Below are 21,606 nucleotides of genomic sequence, written 5' to 3'. Positions count from 1 at the left end.
CAAAGCAGCAAGCTGCTTCCTGTTACCGCTCGACTTGCATGTGTTAGGCCTGCCGCCAGCGTTCAATCTGAGCCATGATCAAACTCTTCAATTAAAAGTGTTTGATGCTCAAAGAATCGTTACTGTTAGTTCGTAATGAATTAACTGTTTCAGTCACTCTTCAAGACTTGAATCTTTTTTTGCCTTTCGGCATGTCGATAGTGTCTTGCGAGTGCCCACACAGATTGTCTGATTATATTGTTAAAGAGCAATGGCAACCGAACCTTTCGTTCCGGGTTGCGAGGCTGCGTATCTTACGCTTTTTGCCTCCGGAGTCAAGCGTTTATTTCGCTTTCCTTCCGCTGGCCTTCGCGGCGTGTTGCAGCTCAGCGTCGGTCAGTGGTGGCGCATTATAGGGAGTTTTTCGGCCCTGACAATAGTTTTTTTGAAAAAAATTATCGTTTGCTGCATTACACAGCAAAAGGCCGTTTTATACCAAGTTACACACAATGTTATCAACAGAGCGATATTTTGGTAAAAATTGTCGAGCATCGCGCAAACGTTTGCGTTACAATCTGAGCGGAAAAAATCGCCATGTGCTTTTTTCTGCTTGTTTCGAAATGTTATTGTGAAAAGCTATTTTTTTCTTGAAATGGCGCTTTTCTGACCTAAATGGCAGATGTTTTTCTCAATAACACATTCTTGTTTGATGAAATCCAAGGGATCACACCAATGCAACAGCTTCGTCCAATCCGTCGTGCCCTGCTGAGTGTTTCTGACAAAGCGGGTATTGTTGAATTTGCTAAGGCCTTATCTAATCGCGGTGTTGAACTGCTTTCAACGGGAGGAACTGCTCGCCTGTTGGCTGAGGCAGGTCTGAATGTCACTGAAGTTTCCGACTATACTGGTTTTCCTGAAATGATGGATGGCCGGGTGAAAACACTTCATCCCAAAGTGCATGGCGGCATTCTTGGCAGACGCGGGCAGGATAATGAAGTGATGGAGCAACATCAGATTGCACCGATTGATATGGTGGTCGTTAATCTTTACCCCTTTGCCCAGACCGTCGCGAAACCGGATTGCTCTCTGGAAGATGCTGTAGAGAATATTGATATTGGTGGCCCGACAATGGTTCGCTCTGCGGCCAAAAACCATAAAGATGTTGCGATTGTTGTCAACGCACAGGATTACAACAAGATTATTGAGGAAATGGACAACCATCAGAACTCCCTCACTCAACCCACCCGTTTCGATTTAGCTATCAAAGCGTTTGAGCATACCGCTGCTTATGACAGTATGATTGCCAACTATTTTGGTAAACTGGTTCCGGCTTATCACAGCGATAACGATCAACCATCAGGAAAATTCCCGCGCACACTCAATCTCAACTTTATTAAAAAGCAGGATATGCGCTACGGTGAGAACAGCCATCAGGATGCTGCTTTCTATATAGAAGAGAAGATCACAGAGGCATCTGTCGCTACAGCAACTCAATTACAGGGCAAGGCACTTTCCTATAATAATATCGCAGACACTGATGCCGCTCTGGAATGTGTAAAAACTTTCTCCGAACCCGCCTGTGTTATTGTCAAACATGCTAATCCTTGCGGAGTGGCGATCGGAGCGGATATTCGTACTGCTTATGATCGGGCATTCAAAACCGACCCAACATCTGCATTTGGCGGGATTATCGCGTTTAACCGTGAACTGGATGCTGACACGGCTAAAATCATTATTGAGCGTCAGTTTGTCGAAGTTATTATTGCTCCTTCTATTAATAAAGAAGCACTGCCTATTCTGGCAACCAAACAAAATGTCCGCGTTCTATCATGTGGCGAATGGAATTCAGCGGTTGCCGGTCTGGATTTCAAGCGCGTTAATGGTGGTTTATTGGTACAGGATCGCGATTTAGGCATGGTAACAGAAGCAGAATTGCAGGTTGTTTCCAAACGCCAGCCAACAGAACAGGAAATGCAGGATGCCTTATTTTGTTGGAAAGTGGCTAAATTCGTTAAATCCAATGCTATCGTTTATGCCAAAGATAATATGACTATTGGCATTGGCGCAGGCCAGATGAGCCGAGTTTACTCCGCTAAAATTGCAGGAATTAAGGCCGGTGATGAAGGTCTGGAAGTTCAGGGATGTGCGATGGCTTCTGATGCTTTCTTTCCATTCCGCGATGGTATTGATGCAGCGGCTTCTGTCGGCGTGACTTGCGTGATTCAGCCGGGTGGCTCTATTCGCGATGATGAGGTCATTGCGGCTGCTGATGAACATGGTATTGCCATGATTTTCACCGGAATGCGTCATTTCCGCCACTAACCAGCCCTAACACTTATACCCAATGGATTTTAAGTTGCATCGCGACGGCAAGGAAACTCATCCCCGGGAGCATAGATAACTATGTGACTGGGGTGAGTGAGTGCAGCCAACAAAGAGTCAACTTAAAAGACGAAGGGTATATAATGAGAGATAATAATGAATATACTAATCATCGGTAGTGGTGGACGGGAACACGCACTTGCATGGAAAGCCGCACAATCTCCGCTGGCAGAGTTGGTTTACGTTGCTCCGGGCAATGCAGGAACGGCTCTGGAGCCTAATTTGAAAAATGTGGATATTGCCGCAACAGATATTGAGGGATTACTGGCATTTGCTCAAAGCCACCATATTGATCTCACAATTGTAGGGCCAGAAACACCGCTGGTGATTGGCGTGGTTGATGCTTTCCAGCAGGCTGGGCTGACAATTTTTGGCCCGACTAAAGCCGCCGCGCAATTGGAAGGGTCTAAAGCCTTCACTAAAGATTTCCTTGCTCGCCATCATATTCCAACTGCGGCTTACCAGAATTTCACCGAAATAAATCCCGCGCTCGCTTATCTGGAAAAAACAGGTGCTCCGGTTGTCATTAAGGCCGACGGGCTAGCGGCGGGTAAAGGCGTCGTTGTCGCCATGACAATGGAAGAAGCACAGAATGCAGTTAAAGATATGCTGGCAGGTAATGCGTTTGGCGATGCCGGTCACCGGATTGTTATTGAAGAGTTTCTGGATGGAGAGGAAGCCAGTTTTATTGTCATGGTGGATGGTAAAAATGTAGTTCCTATGGCAACCAGTCAAGATCATAAGCGGGTAGGTGATGGTGATACCGGGCCAAATACTGGTGGAATGGGGGCGTATTCCCCTGCTCCTGTAGTCACGGATGAGGTCCACCAGCGGGTCATGGAAAAAGTCATTTATCCGACCATTAAAGGCATGGCTGCTGAAGGAAATACTTATGTCGGTTTTCTGTATGCCGGTTTGATGATTGATAAACAGGGTGAACCGAAAGTCATCGAATTTAACTGCCGCTTTGGTGATCCTGAAACACAGCCTATTATGATGCGCCTACGCTCCGACTTAGTGGAGCTGTGTCTTGCCGGAGCAAAAGGCCAGTTAGACAGTAAAACCTCTGAGTGGGATAGCCGTTCTGCACTAGGTATCGTGCTAGCTGCAAACGGTTATCCGGCTGATTATTCTAAAGGCGATGTCATTAGTGGCCTGAATCAAGAACCGCAATCCAATGAACCACAAGCGGATGAAAAAGTTTTCCATGCCGGAACAGCGTTGAAAGATAAAGACGTGGTCACTGCCGGTGGCCGTGTTTTGTGTGTTACAGCATTGGGAGACAATATCGCGGAAGCTCAGACAAAAGCCTATCTGAGCGCAGAAAAGATTAACTGGAAAGGCTGCTTTTATCGCAAAGACATTGGCTACCGTGCTATTGCTCGTCTGAAATAACGATATTCAGAAAAAAAGCCAGAAATAAAAAGTCGACGAAAGTAACTGGATTACAGCTTATCTTTCGTCGGCTCCCAAAGACAAAAATCGTCATTGGCAACTAATAATAACTGATTACCTTCTGGTGCTTCCAGCCAGGCAATGGTGAGTATGCCATGACTGTTTTTACTTCTTTCTTCGAGCCATGCCTGTGACTGAGGGTCAAACTCAATAGATATTTTCTCCCCTGAACAGGTAGTCACTTCACCGTTCTGCCAGTGCCCCTGTATCAGTTTTACCTTCCCGGCAATGAGTACATCGCTGGTTTCTTTTATTCGGCTGGCATCAAACAATGACCTGATGATGTCATCGTTGGAAAGTTGCTCACGATGCCCATCAAACTCGCGTTGCATAAAAACAACGTTGTCGTTTTTATCTAACCTCAGGATTTCTTCTGTTGGGTTATTATTAAATACATTGCGGCGCATCTGCCATAAGTGACCCTGACGGTATTCGTAGAAAGTAACAGTGGTGTTTTTGTGTTGGTAAGGGCTGTAAACGCTCATGATAACCTGAGGTTTACTGTTTTGATCATTCAGACGCCATAAGCGGATAACGCCGCCATCGGTAATGAAGCCACTGGCATCGAAAGTGGGTTCTTTCGGCTTGACTGAGCAGGCGCTGAGCAATGAGATTAACCCCAATGCTAACAGCCCCTGTATCATCAACAAAAGGGGCGTTGACTTCCCCTCTTTTTTCTTTTTTCGCAATACGATTACTTGACTGCGTCTTTCAGAGCTTTACCAGCAGAGAAAGCAGGTACGTTTGCAGCTGCAATTTTGATTTCTTTACCAGTCTGTGGGTTACGACCAGTACGCTCTGCACGATGATTAACTTTGAAAGTACCAAAGCCAACCAGTTGTACTGCATCACCGCTTTTCAGAGATTCGGTGATTGCAGCCAAAGTTGATTCCAGGGCAGCTTTAGCCTGAGTTTTGGTCAGATCAGCACCTGCTGCGATTGCATCAACTAATTCAGTCTTATTCATAGATTATCCTTACAGTGTGTTTATCGTTTGCAAAGCATCGAGTGCGACGGATATGCCGATTTGACAGCACCCCTGCATACACGCACCGATAGCCACTTCTTTTCGCCCTCAATTTAGAACAGAGTGAGGGCAAATGTGAAGTCTTTAAATCCGGCAAATCAAGCACTAAGTCACGTTTTATAACTTATTGCTCTAAATTTATGCCGATATTGCTGACTCCGCACTCACGGAGGTCAGCCTTTAATCCTTTAATTAATTCTATGTCCCGTTCTTCGCAGTTCGCCAATAAACGGTAAATCTCCCATTGAATATCCCATTCCTCTTCAATGGCAGGCAATGCCTTTAATTCATCCTCTGTCATTTCCTGACCAGCCTGCGTCATTTCCAGCATGGCGACAGTACGGATGGATATTTCACTGACGGCTATTGCATGCTCTAACGTTGAACCACTCAAACGCGAATGAATGACTTCACCTAATGCAATACACGCATCAATTGCTGGATACACACCATAAATATCATAGCTATCTGCTGATGGGATAATGGCTTCCAATTTTTCCAGCTGGTTATCAAAATTTACTTTTGCATCTTTGACAACTAATGTTTCCCACACCAGATCAAGAATTCGGCGATATTGTGCAGGATCAACAAACTCAGTCTGATGGCAAAACGTGTGATAATTCGGATACATCCGCTCACATAGACTAGCCATAAAAGTTAGATGTTGCCAACTTTCAAGCTTCTCCAACCTCAGGTGAATCGGGTTTCTTAACATTAGTCGTTACTCATGATGCCTAATTTGCGCCGAAGTTTACCTGAAAATCAAGAATATCCACATATTTCCGCCTCAATTAAAGACTTTTCTGCATTGTTTGCCTAAAAAACGCTCTATTTGAGGCTATTCCATCAGCCCAACGGGTCGGTTCAGGTAACCTATATCCTTTCATACAGTGTTCAACCCAACCAATGGCGCTGTCAATATTGACCTTATGACCAATGGAAATATAGAGTGGATTACACCTTTTTTTACTCCGCCAGACCAAACCTATCTGTTCACCATGATCGATCAGTGGCTGACGGCTTCCTACCACTTCTCCGACAGGAGCATGTTCACCACAAAGGCGACTTTTAGCTACCCCGATTGTCGGAACATCCACCAACAACCCAAAATGGCTGGCAATGCCGAAACGTCTTGGGTGAGCTATCCCCTGACCATCAACCATCACCAAATCAGGACGTAAGTTTAACTTACCCCATGCTGCGATCAATGCCGGATATTCACGAAATGAGAGTAAACCGGGAATATAGGGAAGTACAGTCGCCATTCTCGCGATCTGGTATTCTGCCAGCTTAAGAGAGGGATAATGTAAAACAGCGATGGCGGCACGGGTTATCGTGCCGTTTTCTTCAAACCCAACGTCAGCACCTGCAATGAATTCCGGGATAAAAGAAGCTGGCAGCACATCATGGCGAATCACCAATTGTGCTTTCTCTATCTGTTCTTGACGTAGTGCTTTAGTGTTGTACATAGATTTTATTGATGGTATTTCGCTGATAACCGGTGCACTGCTTCGACAAAAGCCCCTGCATGCTCTGGCGGAACGTCCTGATGAATACCATGCCCCAGATTGAAAACATGCCCATTACCTGTACCAAAGTCTTGCAGGATAGTCGAAACTTCCTGTTCAATCCGCGCTGGCTGAGCATACAGCATAGATGGGTCCATATTCCCCTGTAGGGCGACTTTATCTCCGACACGACGGCGTGCATCAGCAATATTCGTTGTCCAGTCCAGCCCAAGAGCATCACAGCCAGTTGCAGCCATCGCCTCAAGCCATTGCCCTCCCCCTTTTGTAAATAGGGTGACAGGTACTCTACGGCCCTCATGCTCGCGGATCAGCCCATCGACAATCTTATGCATATATCGCAGGGAAAACTCCTGATAATCGCGCTGGGACAAAACTCCGCCCCACGTATCGAAAATCATGACAGATTGTGCGCCTGCTTTAATCTGAGCATTCAGATATAGAATAACGCTATCAGCCAATTTATCCAGCAACAGATGAAGTATCGCCGGCTCAGCATACATCATGGCTTTGATCTTAGTAAACGCCTTACTGCTTCCGCCTTCGACCATATAGGTTGCCAGTGTCCACGGGCTGCCGGAAAAACCAATCAGAGGAACCTGCCCTGCCAGTGCCTTGCGTATCGCACGGACAGCATCCATGACATAACCCAGCTCCATCTCCGGATCAGGAATAGGTAACATTTCTACATCAGCATGGTTAAGGATTGGCGACTGAAAACGCGGGCCTTCACCAGCTTCGAAATACAACCCTAATCCCATTGCATCAGGAATGGTCAAAATATCGGAAAACAGAATGGCCGCATCCAGAGGAAAACGTCGCAAAGGCTGAAGAGTCACTTCACAGGCCAGTTCAGTATTTTTGCATAACGAGATGAAATCTCCCGCCTCCTGCCGTGTTGCTTTATATTCAGGTAAATATCGTCCTGCCTGCCGCATCATCCATACCGGAGTGATATCAACTGGCTGACGCAATAAGGCACGCAGATAACGGTCGTTTTTCAACTCATTCATGACAGGCTCCCTTGATTATCGACAAAAAGCGCCCGCATGATAACACGTCAAAAGCCTAACTTCCGTCGTGACTGCCAATAAATAAACGTTCGGTCATCAATCAACAACCTAAGATGAAAAAAATTTATGTATGGGTTCACAAAACCAGGAACAAGAGCTAGGCACTCCGGTCTATTGCTCTCATTATGTTAACCTTGTGTTACAGATATGTAGCGCACAGGCAATCTGGTATCTCACATTGCCATAATCCTTCACCGTTCGCGCTTTTCAGTTAATCGTTGGATGAATTGGTTTACGTTAGTTAATTGACAGTCGTTAATGGGCTTTAGTTAAGCGGCCATCGTCACTCGACTGTCTCAAAGCTCTTATAAAGTCATTTTTATTGATAAATAACCTATAAAATTTACATGGAGGAGTTTCGACTGATGCGTTTATCCATTTTAGTACTGGCTATTGGCTTAGCATTAGGCACTCAGGCACAAGCCGAAGAAAATAAACGGGGCTCTGGCCACACTAGCGTATCTGGTGGTCAGATAAAGGAGGTAAGTGTGATCAATGAAGTTGACCAACAACAAGATAAGAATAATCCTTTCTTCTATACCAGCGTACTCCCCTTCCAGGCTCCTCCGTTTGATAAAATAAAAGAAACAGACTACTCACCTGCAATCACGGCCGGTATTAAACAGAAGCTGGAAGAAGTGGAGAAGATCGCCAATAATCCCGCCCCGCCTGACTTTGAAAATACCTTTATCGCACTGGAGAAATCCGGCACAACGCTGGAGCGGGTAACAAACGTATTTTGGGCGATGACCTCAGCCAATACGACTGACGGGTTACAAAAACTCAGTGAGGAAATGTCACCAAAGCTGGCGGCAATGAATGATGAGATTATGCTGAACAGTAAACTGTTCAATCGCATCAAAACCATTTACCAACAGCGCGAAAAACTGAATCTGGACGCAGAATCGCTCCGTCTGGTAGAAGTCATTTATAAGCAATTCGAATTAGCGGGTGCCAATTTATCTGATGCTGACAAAATAAAAATGAAAGCATTAAATCAGGAATCGGCAACCCTTCGTACTCAATTTACCAATAAATTGTTAGCAGCAACCAAAGATGGCGCTCTGACGATTAAGGATAAAACTCTGCTGGCCGGGCTATCCGATGGCGAAATGGCTGCGGCTGCACAGGCTGCCAGTGAGCGTAAGCTGGATAATCAATGGTTGTTCGTATTACAGAACACAACCCAACAACCGATTCTGCAAGATCTGAAAGATCGCGATACACGTAAGGCGTTATTCGAAGCATCGTGGAACCGAGCGGAAAAAGGGGATGATAACGACACACGCCAAACGCTGTCCCGATTAGCGAAAATCCGTGCTGAGCAGGCTAAGATACTAGGTTTCAAAGATTACGCATCATGGAAGCTGCAAAGCCAGATGGCAAAAACACCGGAAGTCGCATTGAAGTTTTTACGTGATATTGTCCCTGCTGCAACTGCACGCGCTGAACGTGAAGCAAAAGATATTCAGGCCGTGATTGACCAGCAAAAAGGCGGCTTCAAAGTGGAAGCATGGGATTGGCCGTTCTATGCCGAACAGGTACGCAAGGCAAGGTATGATTTGGATGAGTCCCAGATTAAGCCCTATTTCGAACTGAATAACGTCCTGAATAACGGCGTGTTCTACGCCGCCAACCTGCTATATGGCATTACCTTTAAAGAGCGTAAAGACATTCCGGTTTATCATCCCGATGTCCACGTGTATGAAGTTTTCGATAAGGACGGGCAACAACTGGCGTTGTTCTATTCCGATTACTTTAAGCGTGACAATAAAGCCGGTGGCGCCTGGATGAGTAATTTTGTCGATCAGTCCAGACTCTTCGGAACCAAACCGGTAATTTACAACGTTGCCAACTTTACTAAACCGGCTCCGGGCCAGCCAGCACTGTTATCGTATGATGACGTGATCACAATATTTCATGAATTTGGACATGCATTACACGGCATGTTTGCTGATCAGGAATACCCGACTCTGTCAGGAACCAGTACTGCTCGTGACTTTGTGGAATTCCCGTCACAAATTAATGAATACTGGGCCCGTGATCCCAAGGTATTTGCGAATTACGCCAGACATTACCAAACTGGCGAAGTCATGCCGCAGGCACTGATGGATAAAATCAATCAGGCGGATAAGTTTAACAAAGGTTATCAAATGACCGAGTTACTATCAGCCGCACTGCTGGATATGCACTGGCATATGCTGGCCGCAGATAAGCCGCAGCAGGATGTGAATAAATTTGAAGCCGCGTCTTTGCAAGAAGACAATATCCACCTCAACTACGTGCCACCGCGCTACCGTTCCAGTTACTTCAAACACATTTGGGGCGGTGGTTATGCTGCCGGTTATTATGCCTATCTGTGGACAGAAATGCTGGCCGACGATGCGTTTGCATGGTTTACCGAGCATGGCGGTCTGACAAAAGAAAACGGTCAGATTTTCCGCGATAAGATACTGTCACGCGGTAATAGTACAGATCTGGAAAAACTGTATATCGACTGGCGAGGTAAGCCACCAAGTACTGAATCTATGCTGAAAAACCGGGGTCTTACGGAACAAAAATAATCAAATATAGTTAAAGGCTGAGAGTTACCTGATAGAAAAAATCGGGTAACTCTCATGATTTGTAAGTATTCACTATCAATACTGGCGACAGCTCTGACGACATAGTGCGACCGTTTCCTCAATCAGACGGCGGGCAATCGTATCAGGCCCGGGGATCAGGGGAAGATCATCATATCGATACCAATCCGCACTGATCAGCTCAACGGGGTCATGTTCAATATCACCACTCTCATAATCAGCCAGAAACCCCATCATCAATGAATGAGGAAAAGGCCACGGTTGAGAAGTCACATAACGCAGGTTACGGATTTTTATTCCACTCTCTTCCATCACCTCACGATGTACCGTCTCCTCCAGTGTTTCACCCACTTCCACAAACCCAGCCAGCACGGTATGAATACCATTGCGATGACGCTGATGTTGTGCCAGTAGAATGTGATCTTCACGGCGGATACCCACAATAATGCAGGGAGCAATTTGCGGATAATAGCGTTCATCGCAATGGTGGCACAGGCAGGCCCACTCGTGCTCAGTCTGCTGCATTTCATGACCGCAATACCCACAGTAACGATGTGAGCGGTAAAACTCCGCCAACTGGACTCCGCGCCCTACCAACTGAAATAATTGAGGATCCTGTTCTGCAATCCGGCGGGGAGAATACATCTCTGATGCCATCTTATGACGGATGAGCCACACTACTTCTCCCAACCACTCGCCAATCACGTAGGCGACAAGGCCCTGCAATGACCAGCTCTCAGCAGTACCCAGTGGTAAGTCTCCCTGCGGAAGCCAAACTCTGTTTTCAAGACTGACAATCCACCAGCCTCGTTCTATACCTGTCAGTTTTTTTTGCATCATTGGTTCCATCATGTGTTGTGTCATATGCTGCGTTAATTAAGAATATATTAACCAAGTCAGTGTTAATTAAATGTTAACCAAGATTAACATCATTACAGCATACTCCTCTTCATCGTATTCTGTCTGCAATCTGTTATATTAACAATGCTTCTGAATGTGCATATTTTCGGGTGTTCATTAAGCCGTAGCAATAAAATATTTGATTCTCTTTCAATCGACCTTATCCTGTCGATTTCAGATTTGAGGAATAACAACTATGTCACAGCAGGTTGCCATATTTGATCTGGACGACACCCTGATCCGTGGGGATTCCAGTCTACTCTGGACGAATTATTTATGGGAAAAGCAGATCATTACTGACCCCCGCTTTATAGAAGCAGACCAGAAAATGATATCGGATTACAGTGCAGGGAAACTGAATATGCAGGAATATCTGTCAGTCAGTTTACAAGCCCTCTGCCAAATACCCCATGAACAAGTTGATATCTGGCTGACAGATTTTGTAGAAACGACAATCAAACCTCTCTTCTACCCCGCAGCGAAAACACAATTAGATATTTACCGCCAACAAAATATTCCCGTCATTATCATTTCTGCTACTGTTTCTTTCGTGGTGAAAAAAATCGCGGCTGTATTTGGCGTAAAAACCGCCATGGGGATTGATATGGTCATGAAAGATGGCTGTTATACCGGCGATATTGAAGGTGTCCCAACTTTCCGGGAAGGGAAAGTTACCCGCTTACAGCAATGGCTGACAGAACAGAATTTATCGCCACAACATATCTCTTTTTACACAGACTCATCGAACGACTTGCCGATGTGTTTCTTTGCCAGTGAAGTATTTACCGTGAATCCGGATGTAAAATTGCAGTCAGCAGCAGAAAAACATGGTTGGAAGCAATTGAGCTGGGCGTTAGCGCCACGGAATTAATATTAATACCTGACATCGGGCCAATACAAAAGGCTCGGTTTTCCGGTTGCAGTTTCCATAATCCCCTTTATACTCTGGGGTGTTTTCTTGTCGGAGTGCCTAGCGTTCAGCGTATATCACGGTGGACACAGGCTGAGACCGTTTATTCGGGATCCGCAGAACCTGATCGGGCTAATACCCGCGAAGGGAACAAGAGTAATCCCTCTGCTGATATGCTTTATTGCTTCTGTACAGATCTTCTGCCAGATAACACTGTTCAGCAATCATCATTACTCCCTGCGAGCTCCAGACAAGCAATTTTCTCAACTTAAGCCTGATTACAGGCGATCACACAGTCAGGAATTTGCTATGTCTAATGCTATTACTAATGATACCGTCACCTCCAGCGCAGATATTATCCCTACAACTGATATCTCCCCTAAAACTCATCCGGCACGTCCACGTAAAGCCCAACGGGATGCCGCACAGGAATTTATCAATTCAATTCAGGGTGTTACCTTCCCCAATTCACGTCGTATCTATCTGGAAGGTTCACGCGAGGATATTCAGGTTCCTATGCGTGAAATTCAGGTATCTCCTACACTGGTTGGCGGGACAAAAGAAGCGCCCCAATTTGAGGAAAATGAACCCGTACCTGTTTATGATACTTCCGGCCCTTATGGCGACCCTGAAGCCGTACTGGACGTACACGCAGGTTTACAGAAAATCCGCCAGCCGTGGATTGAAGAGCGCAATGACACAGAGCCTGTCACAACCCTCAGCTCTGATTTTACCCAACAGCGCCTAGCGGATGCCGGACTGGATCATCTGCGTTTTCACCATCGTCCCCACCCTTTGAAAGCGAAAATTGGCGAACGCGTTACCCAATTACACTACGCTCGTAAAGGCATTATCACGCCGGAGATGGAATTTATCGCCCTGCGGGAAAATATGGGGCGTGAACGTATCCGCGGTGAAGTGCTTCTCCAGCAGCATCCGGGGCAAAGTTTCGGTGCCAACTTACCGGAAAACATTACGCCGGAATTTGTGCGACAGGAAGTCGCTGCGGGCCGTGCGATTATTCCTGCCAACATTAACCACCCAGAATCTGAACCGATGATTATCGGGCGCAATTTTCTGGTGAAAGTGAATGCCAATATCGGTAATTCTTCCGTCACCTCTTCCATTGAAGAAGAAGTTGAGAAGCTGATCTGGTCTACCCGCTGGGGCGCGGATACCGTAATGGATCTTTCCACCGGGCGCTATATCCACGAAACCCGTGAATGGATACTGCGTAATAGCCCGGTGCCAATTGGTACAGTCCCCATCTATCAGGCGCTGGAAAAAGTCAATGGCATTGCGGAAAACCTGACGTGGGAAATGTTCCGCGATACGTTACTGGAACAGGCGGAACAGGGAGTCGATTACTTTACTATTCATGCCGGCGTTCTGCTGCGCTATGTTCCGATGACCGCCAAACGACTGACAGGCATTGTTTCCCGTGGTGGCTCCATTATGGCGAAATGGTGTCTCTCTCATCATCAGGAAAACTTCCTCTATACCCATTTCCGTGAAATTTGTGAAATCTGTGCCGCCTACGATGTTTCCCTTTCTCTGGGAGACGGCTTACGTCCCGGTTCCATTCAGGATGCCAATGATGAAGCACAGTTTTCCGAACTACATACACTGGGTGAACTGACCAAAATCGCCTGGGAATATGATGTTCAGGTGATGATCGAAGGGCCGGGACATATTCCGATGCAATTAATCCGCCGCAATATGACGGAAGAACTGGAACACTGCCACGAAGCGCCTTTCTACACATTAGGGCCACTGACAACCGATATCGCGCCGGGTTATGACCATTTCACCTCCGGTATTGGTGCAGCTATGATTGGCTGGTTCGGCTGTGCCATGCTCTGTTATGTCACGCCTAAAGAGCACCTTGGCCTGCCAAACAAAGAAGATGTGAAACAAGGGCTAATCACGTACAAAATCGCAGCTCATGCGGCAGATTTAGCGAAAGGCCATCCCGGTGCTCAAATCCGCGATAACGCCATGTCAAAAGCGCGTTTTGAATTCCGCTGGGAAGACCAGTTTAATCTGGCCCTTGATCCTGACACCGCCCGCGCTTATCACGATGAAACATTACCTCAGGAATCCGGTAAAGTTGCCCATTTCTGCTCCATGTGCGGGCCGAAATTCTGCTCAATGAAAATTACACAGGATGTGCGGGACTATGCCGCAAAACTGGAACAACAATCGGGTATGGAACAGATGTCCGAAGAATTTCGGATACATGGCAGCGAACTGTATCACCGGGCTGAGGATATCAACGATGTTAAATCAGTCTGAAGCGATTTTATCTGAAACCGTTTGCCCTGAAACAGCCTCCTTTGCTCCAACCGAACACCGGTTGGGGTTATATCCCGTGGTGGACTCACTGATATGGATTGAGCGGTTACTGGAAGCCGGTATCAGAACGCTGCAACTGCGTATTAAAGATCTGCCCGAAGATCAGGTAGAGCATGACATTCGGCAGGCGATTGCGTTAGGGAAGCAATACAACGCGCGCCTGTTTATCAACGACTACTGGCGTCTGGCAATCAAACACCATGCTTATGGCGTTCATCTGGGGCAGGAGGATTTAGATATTGCTGATCTCAGTGCCATCCGACAAGCCGGGCTTCGGCTGGGGATCTCCACTCATGACGAGCAGGAACTGGCGCGGGCAAAAGCCTTGCGCCCATCCTACATTGCACTGGGGCATATCTTCCCGACCACAACCAAAGAGATGCCCTCATCACCACAGGGTTTAATCGCCCTGAAACATCAGGTAGCACTCACCCCTGAATTCCCGACAGTGGCTATTGGTGGTATTTCACTGGAACGAGTCCCTGATGTGGTCGCGACCGGTGTCGGTGGTGTAGCGCTGGTCAGTGCTATCACCAAAGCAAAAGACTGGCGACAGGCGACAGCCAGGTTGCTTCATTTAGTTGAAGGGACATCTGACAAAAACGTTGAAGAAAATGATCGGAGGCGCTTATGTTGAACGATCAGGAATTTATGCGATACAGCCGTCAATTATTACTGGAAGATATCGGCCCGGACGGGCAGGAAAAATTAAAAAACGGCAAAGTGTTAATCGTCGGGATGGGGGGATTAGGCTCTCCTGCCTCACTCTACCTCGCGGCAGCAGGAGTAGGGCACCTTTATCTTGCCGATGATGACAAATTACATATTTCAAATCTGCAACGTCAGATCCTCTATCGCACGGCTGATATTCCCGCAGGTAAGGCCACTCTGGCGGCACAAAAACTGGCTGATCTGAACCCATTGGTTAATACAACCGTTATTAATGAACGACTGGATAAAAAATCACTGACAAACCTCGTCCGGCAGGTCGATCTGATACTGGATTGTAGCGATAACATGGCAACCCGACATGCTATTAACGCCGCCTGTATCGAAACTGGTAAACCTCTTATCAGTGGCAGCGCCGTCGGTTTCAGTGGTCAGTTGATGGTATTCGAACCACCTTATCAGCATGGCTGCTATGCCTGCCTCTATCCCGATCAGGAAGAGCCTCAGCGTAACTGCCGCACTGCGGGTGTTTTAGGGCCGGTGGTCGGTGTGATTGGAACGTTACAGGCGCTGGAAGCCATTAAAATGCTGGCGGGTCTCCCTTCTTATCTGAATGGAAAACTGCGACTGTTTGATGGCAGAAAACAGAACTGGAGTACGTTACAACTAACCCCCTCACCACAATGTCCGGTATGCGGAACACGCCCAATCATTGATAAAACTGCAGGCACAGATAAAACCGTTTCAGGAACAGAAATCGCATGAACATTATTGTCAACGATCAAACGATCACATTGGATACGCCGACAGATAATCCCATGACAGTTCAGCAATTACTGGAACATATGCAACGTACCCAGTCAGGTACTGCACTGGCTATTAACCAGACCATCATCCCCCGCTCAGAATGGCGCACCCACCAGCTCAATGACGGGGATAATATCCTGCTGTTTCAGGCCATTGCGGGGGGCTAATGCCGGAGGTTAACCATGTTAAAAATTGCTGATACCACCTTTCATTCCCGTCTGTTTACAGGCACAGGAAAATTTGCCAATGCCGGACTGATGATTGAAGCCATTCGCACCTCCGGTAGCCAGTTAGTCACAATGGCGATGAAACGGATTGACCTGCAAGGCAAAGATGATGGCATTCTCATTCCCTTGCAGGAGCTGGGGGTTAAACTCCTGCCCAATACTTCCGGAGCAAAAACCGCAGAAGAAGCGGTTTTTGCTGCCCGCCTTGCGCGGGAGGCGCTGGGCACTAACTGGGTCAAACTGGAAATCCACCCTGACGTGAAATATCTATTACCTGATCCGATAGAAACCCTGAAAGGAGCGGAACAATTAGTCAGGGAAGGTTTTGTAGTTCTGCCTTACTGTGGCGCAGATCCGGTTCTGTGCCGCCGTCTGGAAGAAGTGGGTTGTGCCGCTGTCATGCCATTGGGAGCGCCTATTGGTTCAAATAAGGGCTTACTCACTCGGGATTTTCTGCAAATTATCATTGAGCAGTCCAATGTTCCTGTGGTTGTCGATGCCGGTATTGGTGCTCCAAGCCATGCACTGGCAGCCATTGAAATGGGAGCCGATGCTGTCTTGGTCAATACTGCAATCGCCGTTGCCCGTAATCCGGTTAAAATGGCGCAGGCATTCAAAACCGCCATTGAAGCAGGCGAACTCGCTCATCAGGCAGGAGTGGCAAGCCAGAAATTCCATGCAGAAGCCTCCAGTCCACTGACCGATTTTCTGGGGGCTTTATGAGCAGCAATACCGTGGCAGAGCAGACTTTCCGCCATCGCTGGCAACAGTTGGACTGGGATGACATCACGCTGAGCATCAATAGTAAAACCCGCCATGATGTTGAGCACGCTCTAAATAGTGAGCGCCTGACACTGAATGATTTTATGGCACTGCTCTCACCCGCAGCCCTTCTCTACCTTGAACCATTAGCTCAGCAGGCACAACAATTAACCCGTCAGCGATTCGGTAATACCGTGGGATTTTATATCCCACTTTACCTTTCCAATCTGTGCGCCAATGACTGTACCTATTGTGGTTTTTCCATGAGTAACCACATCAAACGTAAGACGCTCAATGAACAGGAAATTGAGGCTGAATGTCAGGCGCTGAAAAAGCTGGGATTTGAGCATATTCTGCTGGTAACAGGGGAGCATCAGAAAAAGGTCGGCATGGATTATTTTCGCCATTACCTTCCCTTAATACACCGCTATTTCAGTTCAGTCACAATGGAAGTTCAGCCATTGGCGCAAGAGGAATATGCCGAACTGAAAACACTGGGATTAGATGCTGTACTGGTCTATCAGGAAACCTACCACGAACCGAGTTATCAGTTGCACCATCTCAAGGGAAAAAAACAGGATTTTCACTGGCGGCTGGAAACCCCTGAGCGGCTAGGGCGGGCGGGCATTGATAAAATTGGTCTGGGCGCATTAATCGGATTATCACCTCACTGGCGAACTGATTGCTATATGGTGGCAGAACATCTGTTTTTCCTGCAAAAACAGTTCTGGAAAAGCCGTTATTCCATCTCCTTTCCACGCCTGCGTCCCTGTGCTGGCGGGATTAAGCCCGCATCCCTGATGAATGATGCAGAACTGGTACAACTGATCTGTGCATTCCGCCTGCTGGCACCGGATGTTGAACTTTCACTTTCTACCCGTGAGTCACCTTATTTCCGCGATCATGTTGTACCTCTGGCGATAAACAGTGTCAGTGCTGGTTCTAAGACTCAGCCGGGTGGTTATGTCGAAAGTGATCATCACGAACTGGAGCAGTTCTCTCCGAATGACCACCGCTCTGTGCAACAGGTTGCCGAAGCACTGGTCAGATCGGGCTTACAGCCAGTCTGGAAAGATTGGGATAATTATTTGGGAAGGCAGGGATAAGAAATAAGCTCATGTCCCTCATCCACATTGCATAGCACATTGGGTGAGGGATAATCGCCTCTATACTTATTTAAAGAAACCTTTTTCATTCAGATATCTTTTTATTTTTTTTCGGTATTTACAAACTGATAAAACCAATACCAAGAAGCTACTATAAAAAATAAATTTAACGATACTTCCCGCAATGACAATACAGAATAAAACCCCGATAACCATAAAAAAATTAAAGATATTTTCCATTATCCATTTTAAAAATGTAAGTATGCATTTTATGATGTGATAAATGCACTCCAGTAGTGCCGCGAAAAACTCCAACAAATCTTCCATTTGCATCTCCTTTTCCGTAATACCTTTATTTTACTTTTTATATTCGGGCATTAATCCATCATAAAAGCATTTTATCTGACCGGTTTGTAGCCATTCCACTAACTCAAATCATGCAAAGGCTTGTTCAAGGCTGGCATTAGCTTGAATTCAGAGAACTTCACCTGCAATCCTTCTCTTTCTGGTGAACAACACATTGCACCAACAAACACTCGTTGCCCATTATGTTGGTTAATAGTAAAAGGGGATAACCGCAACAAAGGCCACTGCTTACCATCTGTGGAATATTGCAGCCGGATAGCACCTTCCTGATAGGTCAGCCGCAACCAGAATTTCTCAGCGTTACCCGGAAAAATCCCCATCGCCCAGTCAGAATAAGGAGAGGTTAATACACTGCCGATTGTTGCCTTGCCATCGGCATATTCAATACCGGCTTTCAGCCAATGCTGTTCATCCACCAGCAACATAACGCCAGCCTGATCGTATAACTGCTCAAAACGCCCTTCAATACAGAGCTGAAACGTGAACCCTTCGGTAATAAGTAAATCGTCAACATAGCAGCCAAAAACATAGCCACTGTGGCGCTGAAAGCCATACCATGTATCACGCCAAAAGTCGGTTTTATTATCAGTTACCACGCTCAGTGCATTATCCTGACGTTGCCATGAAGCAGGCTCATTAAGCCAATGACAGTGCGATAAATTCATCAGTAGCCCCTTTTTATTTATGAAATCATCAGAGATATCACCTTGAGAACATTTTACTGAACACCTAATCCCATCATTTTCATTAAATTCTGCGCCTGTTGAATCGCTTCCTGACGATGAGTAATACCCATTTTTTGATACAGATTGCGGATATGTGTCTTAATCGTCGTCGCGGCCACTTCCAGTTCAGTCGCAATTTGTTCATTGCTGTAACCAGAATAAATTAATCCTAATACCTGCCATTCACGTTGGGTTAATGGGCTATTGCGGATAAGTTCAGGTACATCAGGATGAGTAAGAAGCTGTTCAACAAATGTTTCATCAAAATGCGCAAATTTATGCCGATGCTGACGATTAATTTCACGCAGAATACGCTGTGCACGATGTTGTTCAAAATCAGGCAGGATATTGAGCTGGATAAGCTGGCGTAATTGCAGAGCCATCAACTCACCCTCAAGCACAAAATGACTGATAAAGCCCGTGCGATTAGCCAATTTCAGCGCTTCTATCAGCACCTGTTGCGCTTCAGCCTTGCGACCAAGCTGCCAGTGGAGCAGGTTGCACAGCAACAAATTGCGGTTTAAATCACTGACCAACTCCAGTTTTACCGCATACTGATTCAGCATGTTTAAAATGCTTTCCGCCTCTTCATACTGACCAAGCAATATCTGAGCACGGGCAATATTACGCCACTGATTCTGATTGAAGTGATTACTGAAACTTTCGGGTTTTTCTGCCTGAGCCAGCCATTGAGCCACTGAAATATGATCCTCCAGATGCTGCCAGATAATGATCCGCAATTTATCCGTATTCGTTCTCCAGTCCCGATGATAATGCCCATTACTCAACAAATTTTCACAACGGGTTAAATGGCGGCGGGCATTATCGATATCTCCCCGGATTAACGAACATTTCACCAGTTGAGACAGACATTGCAATTGTTGCTGAGGCTGAAAGTTAGACAATACCTCCAGACCATGCCGGGCCGCTTCCTCTGATTCATCAATACGTGCCCAACACCACAGAAGCTGGGAGCGAATACGCAACAGAAACTCATGCATCGGTAGCTGTTCCATATGTTGTTCACGAACCAGATCAAAAGCGTGTTTTTGGGTTTCATAAGCGCCCTGTAAATACCCCTGCGCCAGTAAAATTTCACTTTGCTGTAATAATGCCCATAAAGCATAGTGGTAGACATGACAGCGGCGGGCCAACTGCTCCGTCTGCTTCATCAATGCTAATGCCTGAGACAGCGCCCCCTTACAGTGCAACACTTCCCCTTTCACTGACATTGCGACAATACGGCCATATTCATTATCAGGCAGCAGAGCAGCCAGTGCTTTTTCAGCCAGTAAATCAGCGTCATCCGGTCGGCCATCATTAATCGCAACCTGAGCACGCAACGCGTCAAACTCTCCCAGTAGTTCAGCCTCAATCGTTATTTGTTTTTGCTTCAACGATTGCTCTGCCTGATTCAGTAACGCATTAACCTCATAATGACGATGCTGACTCTGCGCCAGCCATGCCTGTAACAGCACCAGACGCGGGTTTTCCAAGAGCTGTTCATAAGGCAACGCATTCATGCACTCTTCCAGTAGCGACAGTTGACTCTGGTTGAACAGTTCCCATGCATATTGCAGCAAAATATCGCACAATAACTTCGTATCCCCTGCTGCCAAAGCATGATGAATGGCTTCTCCCGGATACCCCTGCATCAACCAGCCTTCTGCCGCCATACTATGCAGCTTAGGCAAATCAGATGCCATTTCCCAATGACAACGCTGCCGAAGAAATGTTGCGAACAAGGGATGAAAACAAAACCATTCTCCGAAATCATCCATGCGCTGGATAAATAACCCCTGACGCTCAATATCTTCAAGGCGTTGCTGACCATTCTCCATGCCCGTCAGACAAACAATTAACCCATCATTCATTGAACGCAGGATAGAACTACGCAATAAAAATTCTCGCGTTCCCTGATCAACACGGTTTAAAACTTCATCCACCAAATAATCGGATAAATGGCCAGCATTAATACCTGAGAGGCGTTTGGCCGATATTTCTGCTGTATTACCAGCCTGACGGGCAGACAGAGCAATCAACTGCAACGCTGTTGCCCAACCGGCCACGTCATGACATAACTGCCTGCAATTATCCGCATCCAATGGGCTGGGCAGACGTTTATCAAAAAATTGCTGAGCCTCCTGATAGTTAAATGCTAACTGCTGGCTGTCAAACTCCAGTAATTGCTCACGTACCCGCAAGTTAGCAACTCCCAGAGACGGTAATTGACGGGAGAGAATAATCAGCGTGAGATTTTCCGGCTGATGACGGAGAAAAAAACGTATGGCTTCATGGATGAGATTATTTATTATCAGGTGATAATCATCGATCACCAGAAACAATGACTGTTTCCATTCATTCAATTCAATAAACAACTGTGCGAACAGCGCCGATAAATTGGCATACTGGTGTTTCTGCGCCAAAACCTCACTTTTGACACAATGCCCCTGTGTGGCCTGTTGAATCGCAGCAATCAGATAACTGGCAAAACGCTCCGGCTGATTATCACTATCATCCAGAGAATACCACCCCAGATTACCCTGCCCTGCCGACCACTGTGACATCAGCGTAGTTTTACCATATCCTGCCGGACTGGTTACTAATACCAAACGATAATTCTGTGCTTCATTGAGCTGCGCCAGCAGGCGCTCACGCATGACCATATGATTGAGGCGAAGGGGTCGACTGAGTTTCGATGGGATAAGCATTGATTTCCTCCCCTCACAAGCAATGAGTAGAACTGATCCCTGTA

General features: G+C 46.5%; 19 protein-coding genes and 1 riboswitch. Of the genes, 11 read left to right on the top strand and 8 right to left on the bottom strand.

The features are described 5' to 3' along the window. The first annotated feature begins 250 nt into the window (after nucleotides 1-250). The 3 genes from AACS92_RS19480 to purD all read left to right on the top strand — a co-directional run bounded on the left by AACS92_RS19480 (nucleotide 251) and on the right by purD (nucleotide 3,756). The gene (locus tag AACS92_RS19480) at nucleotides 251-517 is read left to right on the top strand and encodes a hypothetical protein (protein ID WP_193756892.1); all 267 of its coding nucleotides are present in this window, start codon (nucleotides 251-253) and stop codon (nucleotides 515-517) included. A gap of 194 nt (nucleotides 518-711) precedes the next feature. Continuing rightward, complete coding sequence (gene purH, locus AACS92_RS19475; protein ID WP_099109286.1) at nucleotides 712-2,301, top strand: bifunctional phosphoribosylaminoimidazolecarboxamide formyltransferase/IMP cyclohydrolase; 1,590 nt, start codon at nucleotides 712-714, stop codon at nucleotides 2,299-2,301. A 156-nt stretch (nucleotides 2,302-2,457) separates the two neighbouring features. Then, entirely contained in the window at nucleotides 2,458-3,756 is a 1,299-nt protein-coding gene (purD, locus tag AACS92_RS19470; protein WP_099109279.1) for a phosphoribosylamine--glycine ligase, read from the top strand. A 50-nt stretch (nucleotides 3,757-3,806) separates the two neighbouring features. Here the strand turns inward: purD and AACS92_RS19465 are convergent, their stop codons facing one another. The 5 genes from AACS92_RS19465 to hemE all read right to left on the bottom strand — a co-directional run bounded on the left by AACS92_RS19465 (nucleotide 3,807) and on the right by hemE (nucleotide 7,382). After that, nucleotides 3,807-4,460 (bottom strand): DUF1481 domain-containing protein, encoded by a 654-nt coding sequence (locus tag AACS92_RS19465; protein WP_099109278.1) that lies wholly within the window; start codon nucleotides 4,458-4,460, stop codon nucleotides 3,807-3,809. Nucleotides 4,461-4,510: 50 nt separating this feature from the next. Further along, a complete protein-coding gene (gene hupA / locus AACS92_RS19460; RefSeq protein ID WP_099109277.1) occupies nucleotides 4,511-4,783 on the bottom strand; it encodes a nucleoid-associated protein HU-alpha in 273 nt (90 codons plus the stop codon). A gap of 184 nt (nucleotides 4,784-4,967) precedes the next feature. Next, entirely contained in the window at nucleotides 4,968-5,558 is a 591-nt protein-coding gene (locus AACS92_RS19455; RefSeq protein WP_099109276.1) for a YjaG family protein, read from the bottom strand. A gap of 76 nt (nucleotides 5,559-5,634) precedes the next feature. Then, nucleotides 5,635-6,312, bottom strand: coding sequence for a deoxyribonuclease V (nfi, locus tag AACS92_RS19450; protein ID WP_099109275.1), 678 nt, complete (start codon nucleotides 6,310-6,312; stop codon nucleotides 5,635-5,637). A gap of 5 nt (nucleotides 6,313-6,317) precedes the next feature. Next, nucleotides 6,318-7,382, bottom strand: coding sequence for a uroporphyrinogen decarboxylase (gene hemE / locus AACS92_RS19445; protein WP_099109274.1), 1,065 nt, complete (start codon nucleotides 7,380-7,382; stop codon nucleotides 6,318-6,320). A gap of 425 nt (nucleotides 7,383-7,807) precedes the next feature. Between hemE and dcp the strand changes: the two genes are divergently transcribed. After that, nucleotides 7,808-10,006: a peptidyl-dipeptidase Dcp gene (gene dcp / locus AACS92_RS19440; protein WP_099109273.1), complete on the top strand. Its 2,199-nt coding sequence runs from the start codon at nucleotides 7,808-7,810 to the stop codon at nucleotides 10,004-10,006. Between the two features lie 75 nt (nucleotides 10,007-10,081). Here dcp and nudC read toward each other — a convergent pair whose 3' ends face one another. Then, the gene (gene nudC, locus AACS92_RS19435; protein ID WP_099109272.1) at nucleotides 10,082-10,861 is read right to left on the bottom strand and encodes an NAD(+) diphosphatase; all 780 of its coding nucleotides are present in this window, start codon (nucleotides 10,859-10,861) and stop codon (nucleotides 10,082-10,084) included. Nucleotides 10,862-11,120: 259 nt separating this feature from the next. Between nudC and AACS92_RS19430 the strand changes: the two genes are divergently transcribed. From AACS92_RS19430 to thiH, 7 genes are all read left to right on the top strand, one after another. Beyond that, a complete protein-coding gene (locus AACS92_RS19430) occupies nucleotides 11,121-11,795 on the top strand; it encodes an HAD family hydrolase (RefSeq protein WP_099109271.1) in 675 nt (224 codons plus the stop codon). Nucleotides 11,796-11,876: 81 nt separating this feature from the next. After that, a riboswitch (TPP riboswitch) is annotated at nucleotides 11,877-12,001 on the top strand. A gap of 142 nt (nucleotides 12,002-12,143) precedes the next feature. Continuing rightward, a complete protein-coding gene (gene thiC / locus AACS92_RS19425) occupies nucleotides 12,144-14,129 on the top strand; it encodes a phosphomethylpyrimidine synthase ThiC (RefSeq protein ID WP_099109270.1) in 1,986 nt (661 codons plus the stop codon). Then, entirely contained in the window at nucleotides 14,113-14,826 is a 714-nt protein-coding gene (thiE, locus tag AACS92_RS19420; protein ID WP_099109269.1) for a thiamine phosphate synthase, read from the top strand. Before thiC ends, thiE begins: the two co-directional genes overlap by 17 nt. Then, a complete protein-coding gene (locus AACS92_RS19415; RefSeq protein ID WP_099109268.1) occupies nucleotides 14,820-15,623 on the top strand; it encodes a HesA/MoeB/ThiF family protein in 804 nt (267 codons plus the stop codon). The genes thiE and AACS92_RS19415 overlap by 7 nt, the downstream gene beginning before the upstream one ends. Then, nucleotides 15,620-15,832, top strand: a complete 213-nt coding sequence (gene thiS, locus AACS92_RS19410) for a sulfur carrier protein ThiS (protein WP_099109267.1) — start codon at nucleotides 15,620-15,622, stop codon at nucleotides 15,830-15,832. The genes AACS92_RS19415 and thiS overlap by 4 nt, the downstream gene beginning before the upstream one ends. A 15-nt stretch (nucleotides 15,833-15,847) precedes the next feature. Continuing rightward, nucleotides 15,848-16,615: a thiazole synthase gene (locus AACS92_RS19405; protein ID WP_099109266.1), complete on the top strand. Its 768-nt coding sequence runs from the start codon at nucleotides 15,848-15,850 to the stop codon at nucleotides 16,613-16,615. Continuing rightward, a complete protein-coding gene (thiH, locus tag AACS92_RS19400; protein WP_099109265.1) occupies nucleotides 16,612-17,760 on the top strand; it encodes a 2-iminoacetate synthase ThiH in 1,149 nt (382 codons plus the stop codon). The genes AACS92_RS19405 and thiH overlap by 4 nt, the downstream gene beginning before the upstream one ends. Nucleotides 17,761-18,185: 425 nt before the next feature. On the opposite strand, the gene AACS92_RS19395 is transcribed toward thiH, so the two are convergent. Next, entirely contained in the window at nucleotides 18,186-18,791 is a 606-nt protein-coding gene (locus AACS92_RS19395) for a DUF1349 domain-containing protein (RefSeq protein WP_099109263.1), read from the bottom strand. Between the two features lie 53 nt (nucleotides 18,792-18,844). After that, nucleotides 18,845-21,562 carry an HTH-type transcriptional regulator MalT gene (gene malT, locus AACS92_RS19390; protein WP_099109262.1) on the bottom strand — a complete coding sequence of 906 codons (2,718 nt, stop codon included), beginning with the start codon at nucleotides 21,560-21,562 and terminating at the stop codon, nucleotides 18,845-18,847. Nucleotides 21,563-21,606 lie beyond the last annotated feature (44 nt).

This window comes from Xenorhabdus sp. KJ12.1 (assembly GCF_963876495.1).
GTDB classification, from domain to species: domain Bacteria; phylum Pseudomonadota; class Gammaproteobacteria; order Enterobacterales; family Enterobacteriaceae; genus Xenorhabdus; species Xenorhabdus stockiae.
The sequence above is the reverse complement of the archived record's forward strand: the minus strand, read 5'-3'. Positions and strand labels throughout refer to the sequence as shown.

Bases quoted from the DNA above. Each gene is read 5' to 3' on its own strand.
- malT (WP_099109262.1), bottom strand. From the start codon at position 21,562: ATGCTTATCCCATCGAAACTCAGTCGACCCCTTCGCCTCAATCATATG.
- nfi (WP_099109275.1), bottom strand. From the start codon at position 6,312: ATGTACAACACTAAAGCACTACGTCAAGAACAGATAGAGAAAGCACAA.
- AACS92_RS19430 (WP_099109271.1), top strand. From the start codon at position 11,121: ATGTCACAGCAGGTTGCCATATTTGATCTGGACGACACCCTGATCCGT.
- thiS (WP_099109267.1), top strand. From the start codon at position 15,620: ATGAACATTATTGTCAACGATCAAACGATCACATTGGATACGCCGACA.
- thiE (WP_099109269.1), top strand. From the start codon at position 14,113: ATGTTAAATCAGTCTGAAGCGATTTTATCTGAAACCGTTTGCCCTGAA.
- purD (WP_099109279.1), top strand. From the start codon at position 2,458: ATGAATATACTAATCATCGGTAGTGGTGGACGGGAACACGCACTTGCA.
- AACS92_RS19395 (WP_099109263.1), bottom strand. From the start codon at position 18,791: ATGAATTTATCGCACTGTCATTGGCTTAATGAGCCTGCTTCATGGCAA.
- hupA (WP_099109277.1), bottom strand. From the start codon at position 4,783: ATGAATAAGACTGAATTAGTTGATGCAATCGCAGCAGGTGCTGATCTG.
- AACS92_RS19415 (WP_099109268.1), top strand. From the start codon at position 14,820: ATGTTGAACGATCAGGAATTTATGCGATACAGCCGTCAATTATTACTG.
- dcp (WP_099109273.1), top strand. From the start codon at position 7,808: ATGCGTTTATCCATTTTAGTACTGGCTATTGGCTTAGCATTAGGCACT.
- AACS92_RS19405 (WP_099109266.1), top strand. From the start codon at position 15,848: ATGTTAAAAATTGCTGATACCACCTTTCATTCCCGTCTGTTTACAGGC.
- thiH (WP_099109265.1), top strand. From the start codon at position 16,612: ATGAGCAGCAATACCGTGGCAGAGCAGACTTTCCGCCATCGCTGGCAA.
- nudC (WP_099109272.1), bottom strand. From the start codon at position 10,861: ATGCAAAAAAAACTGACAGGTATAGAACGAGGCTGGTGGATTGTCAGT.
- AACS92_RS19480 (WP_193756892.1), top strand. From the start codon at position 251: ATGGCAACCGAACCTTTCGTTCCGGGTTGCGAGGCTGCGTATCTTACG.
- AACS92_RS19455 (WP_099109276.1), bottom strand. From the start codon at position 5,558: ATGTTAAGAAACCCGATTCACCTGAGGTTGGAGAAGCTTGAAAGTTGG.
- purH (WP_099109286.1), top strand. From the start codon at position 712: ATGCAACAGCTTCGTCCAATCCGTCGTGCCCTGCTGAGTGTTTCTGAC.
- hemE (WP_099109274.1), bottom strand. From the start codon at position 7,382: ATGAATGAGTTGAAAAACGACCGTTATCTGCGTGCCTTATTGCGTCAG.
- AACS92_RS19465 (WP_099109278.1), bottom strand. From the start codon at position 4,460: ATGATACAGGGGCTGTTAGCATTGGGGTTAATCTCATTGCTCAGCGCC.
- thiC (WP_099109270.1), top strand. From the start codon at position 12,144: ATGTCTAATGCTATTACTAATGATACCGTCACCTCCAGCGCAGATATT.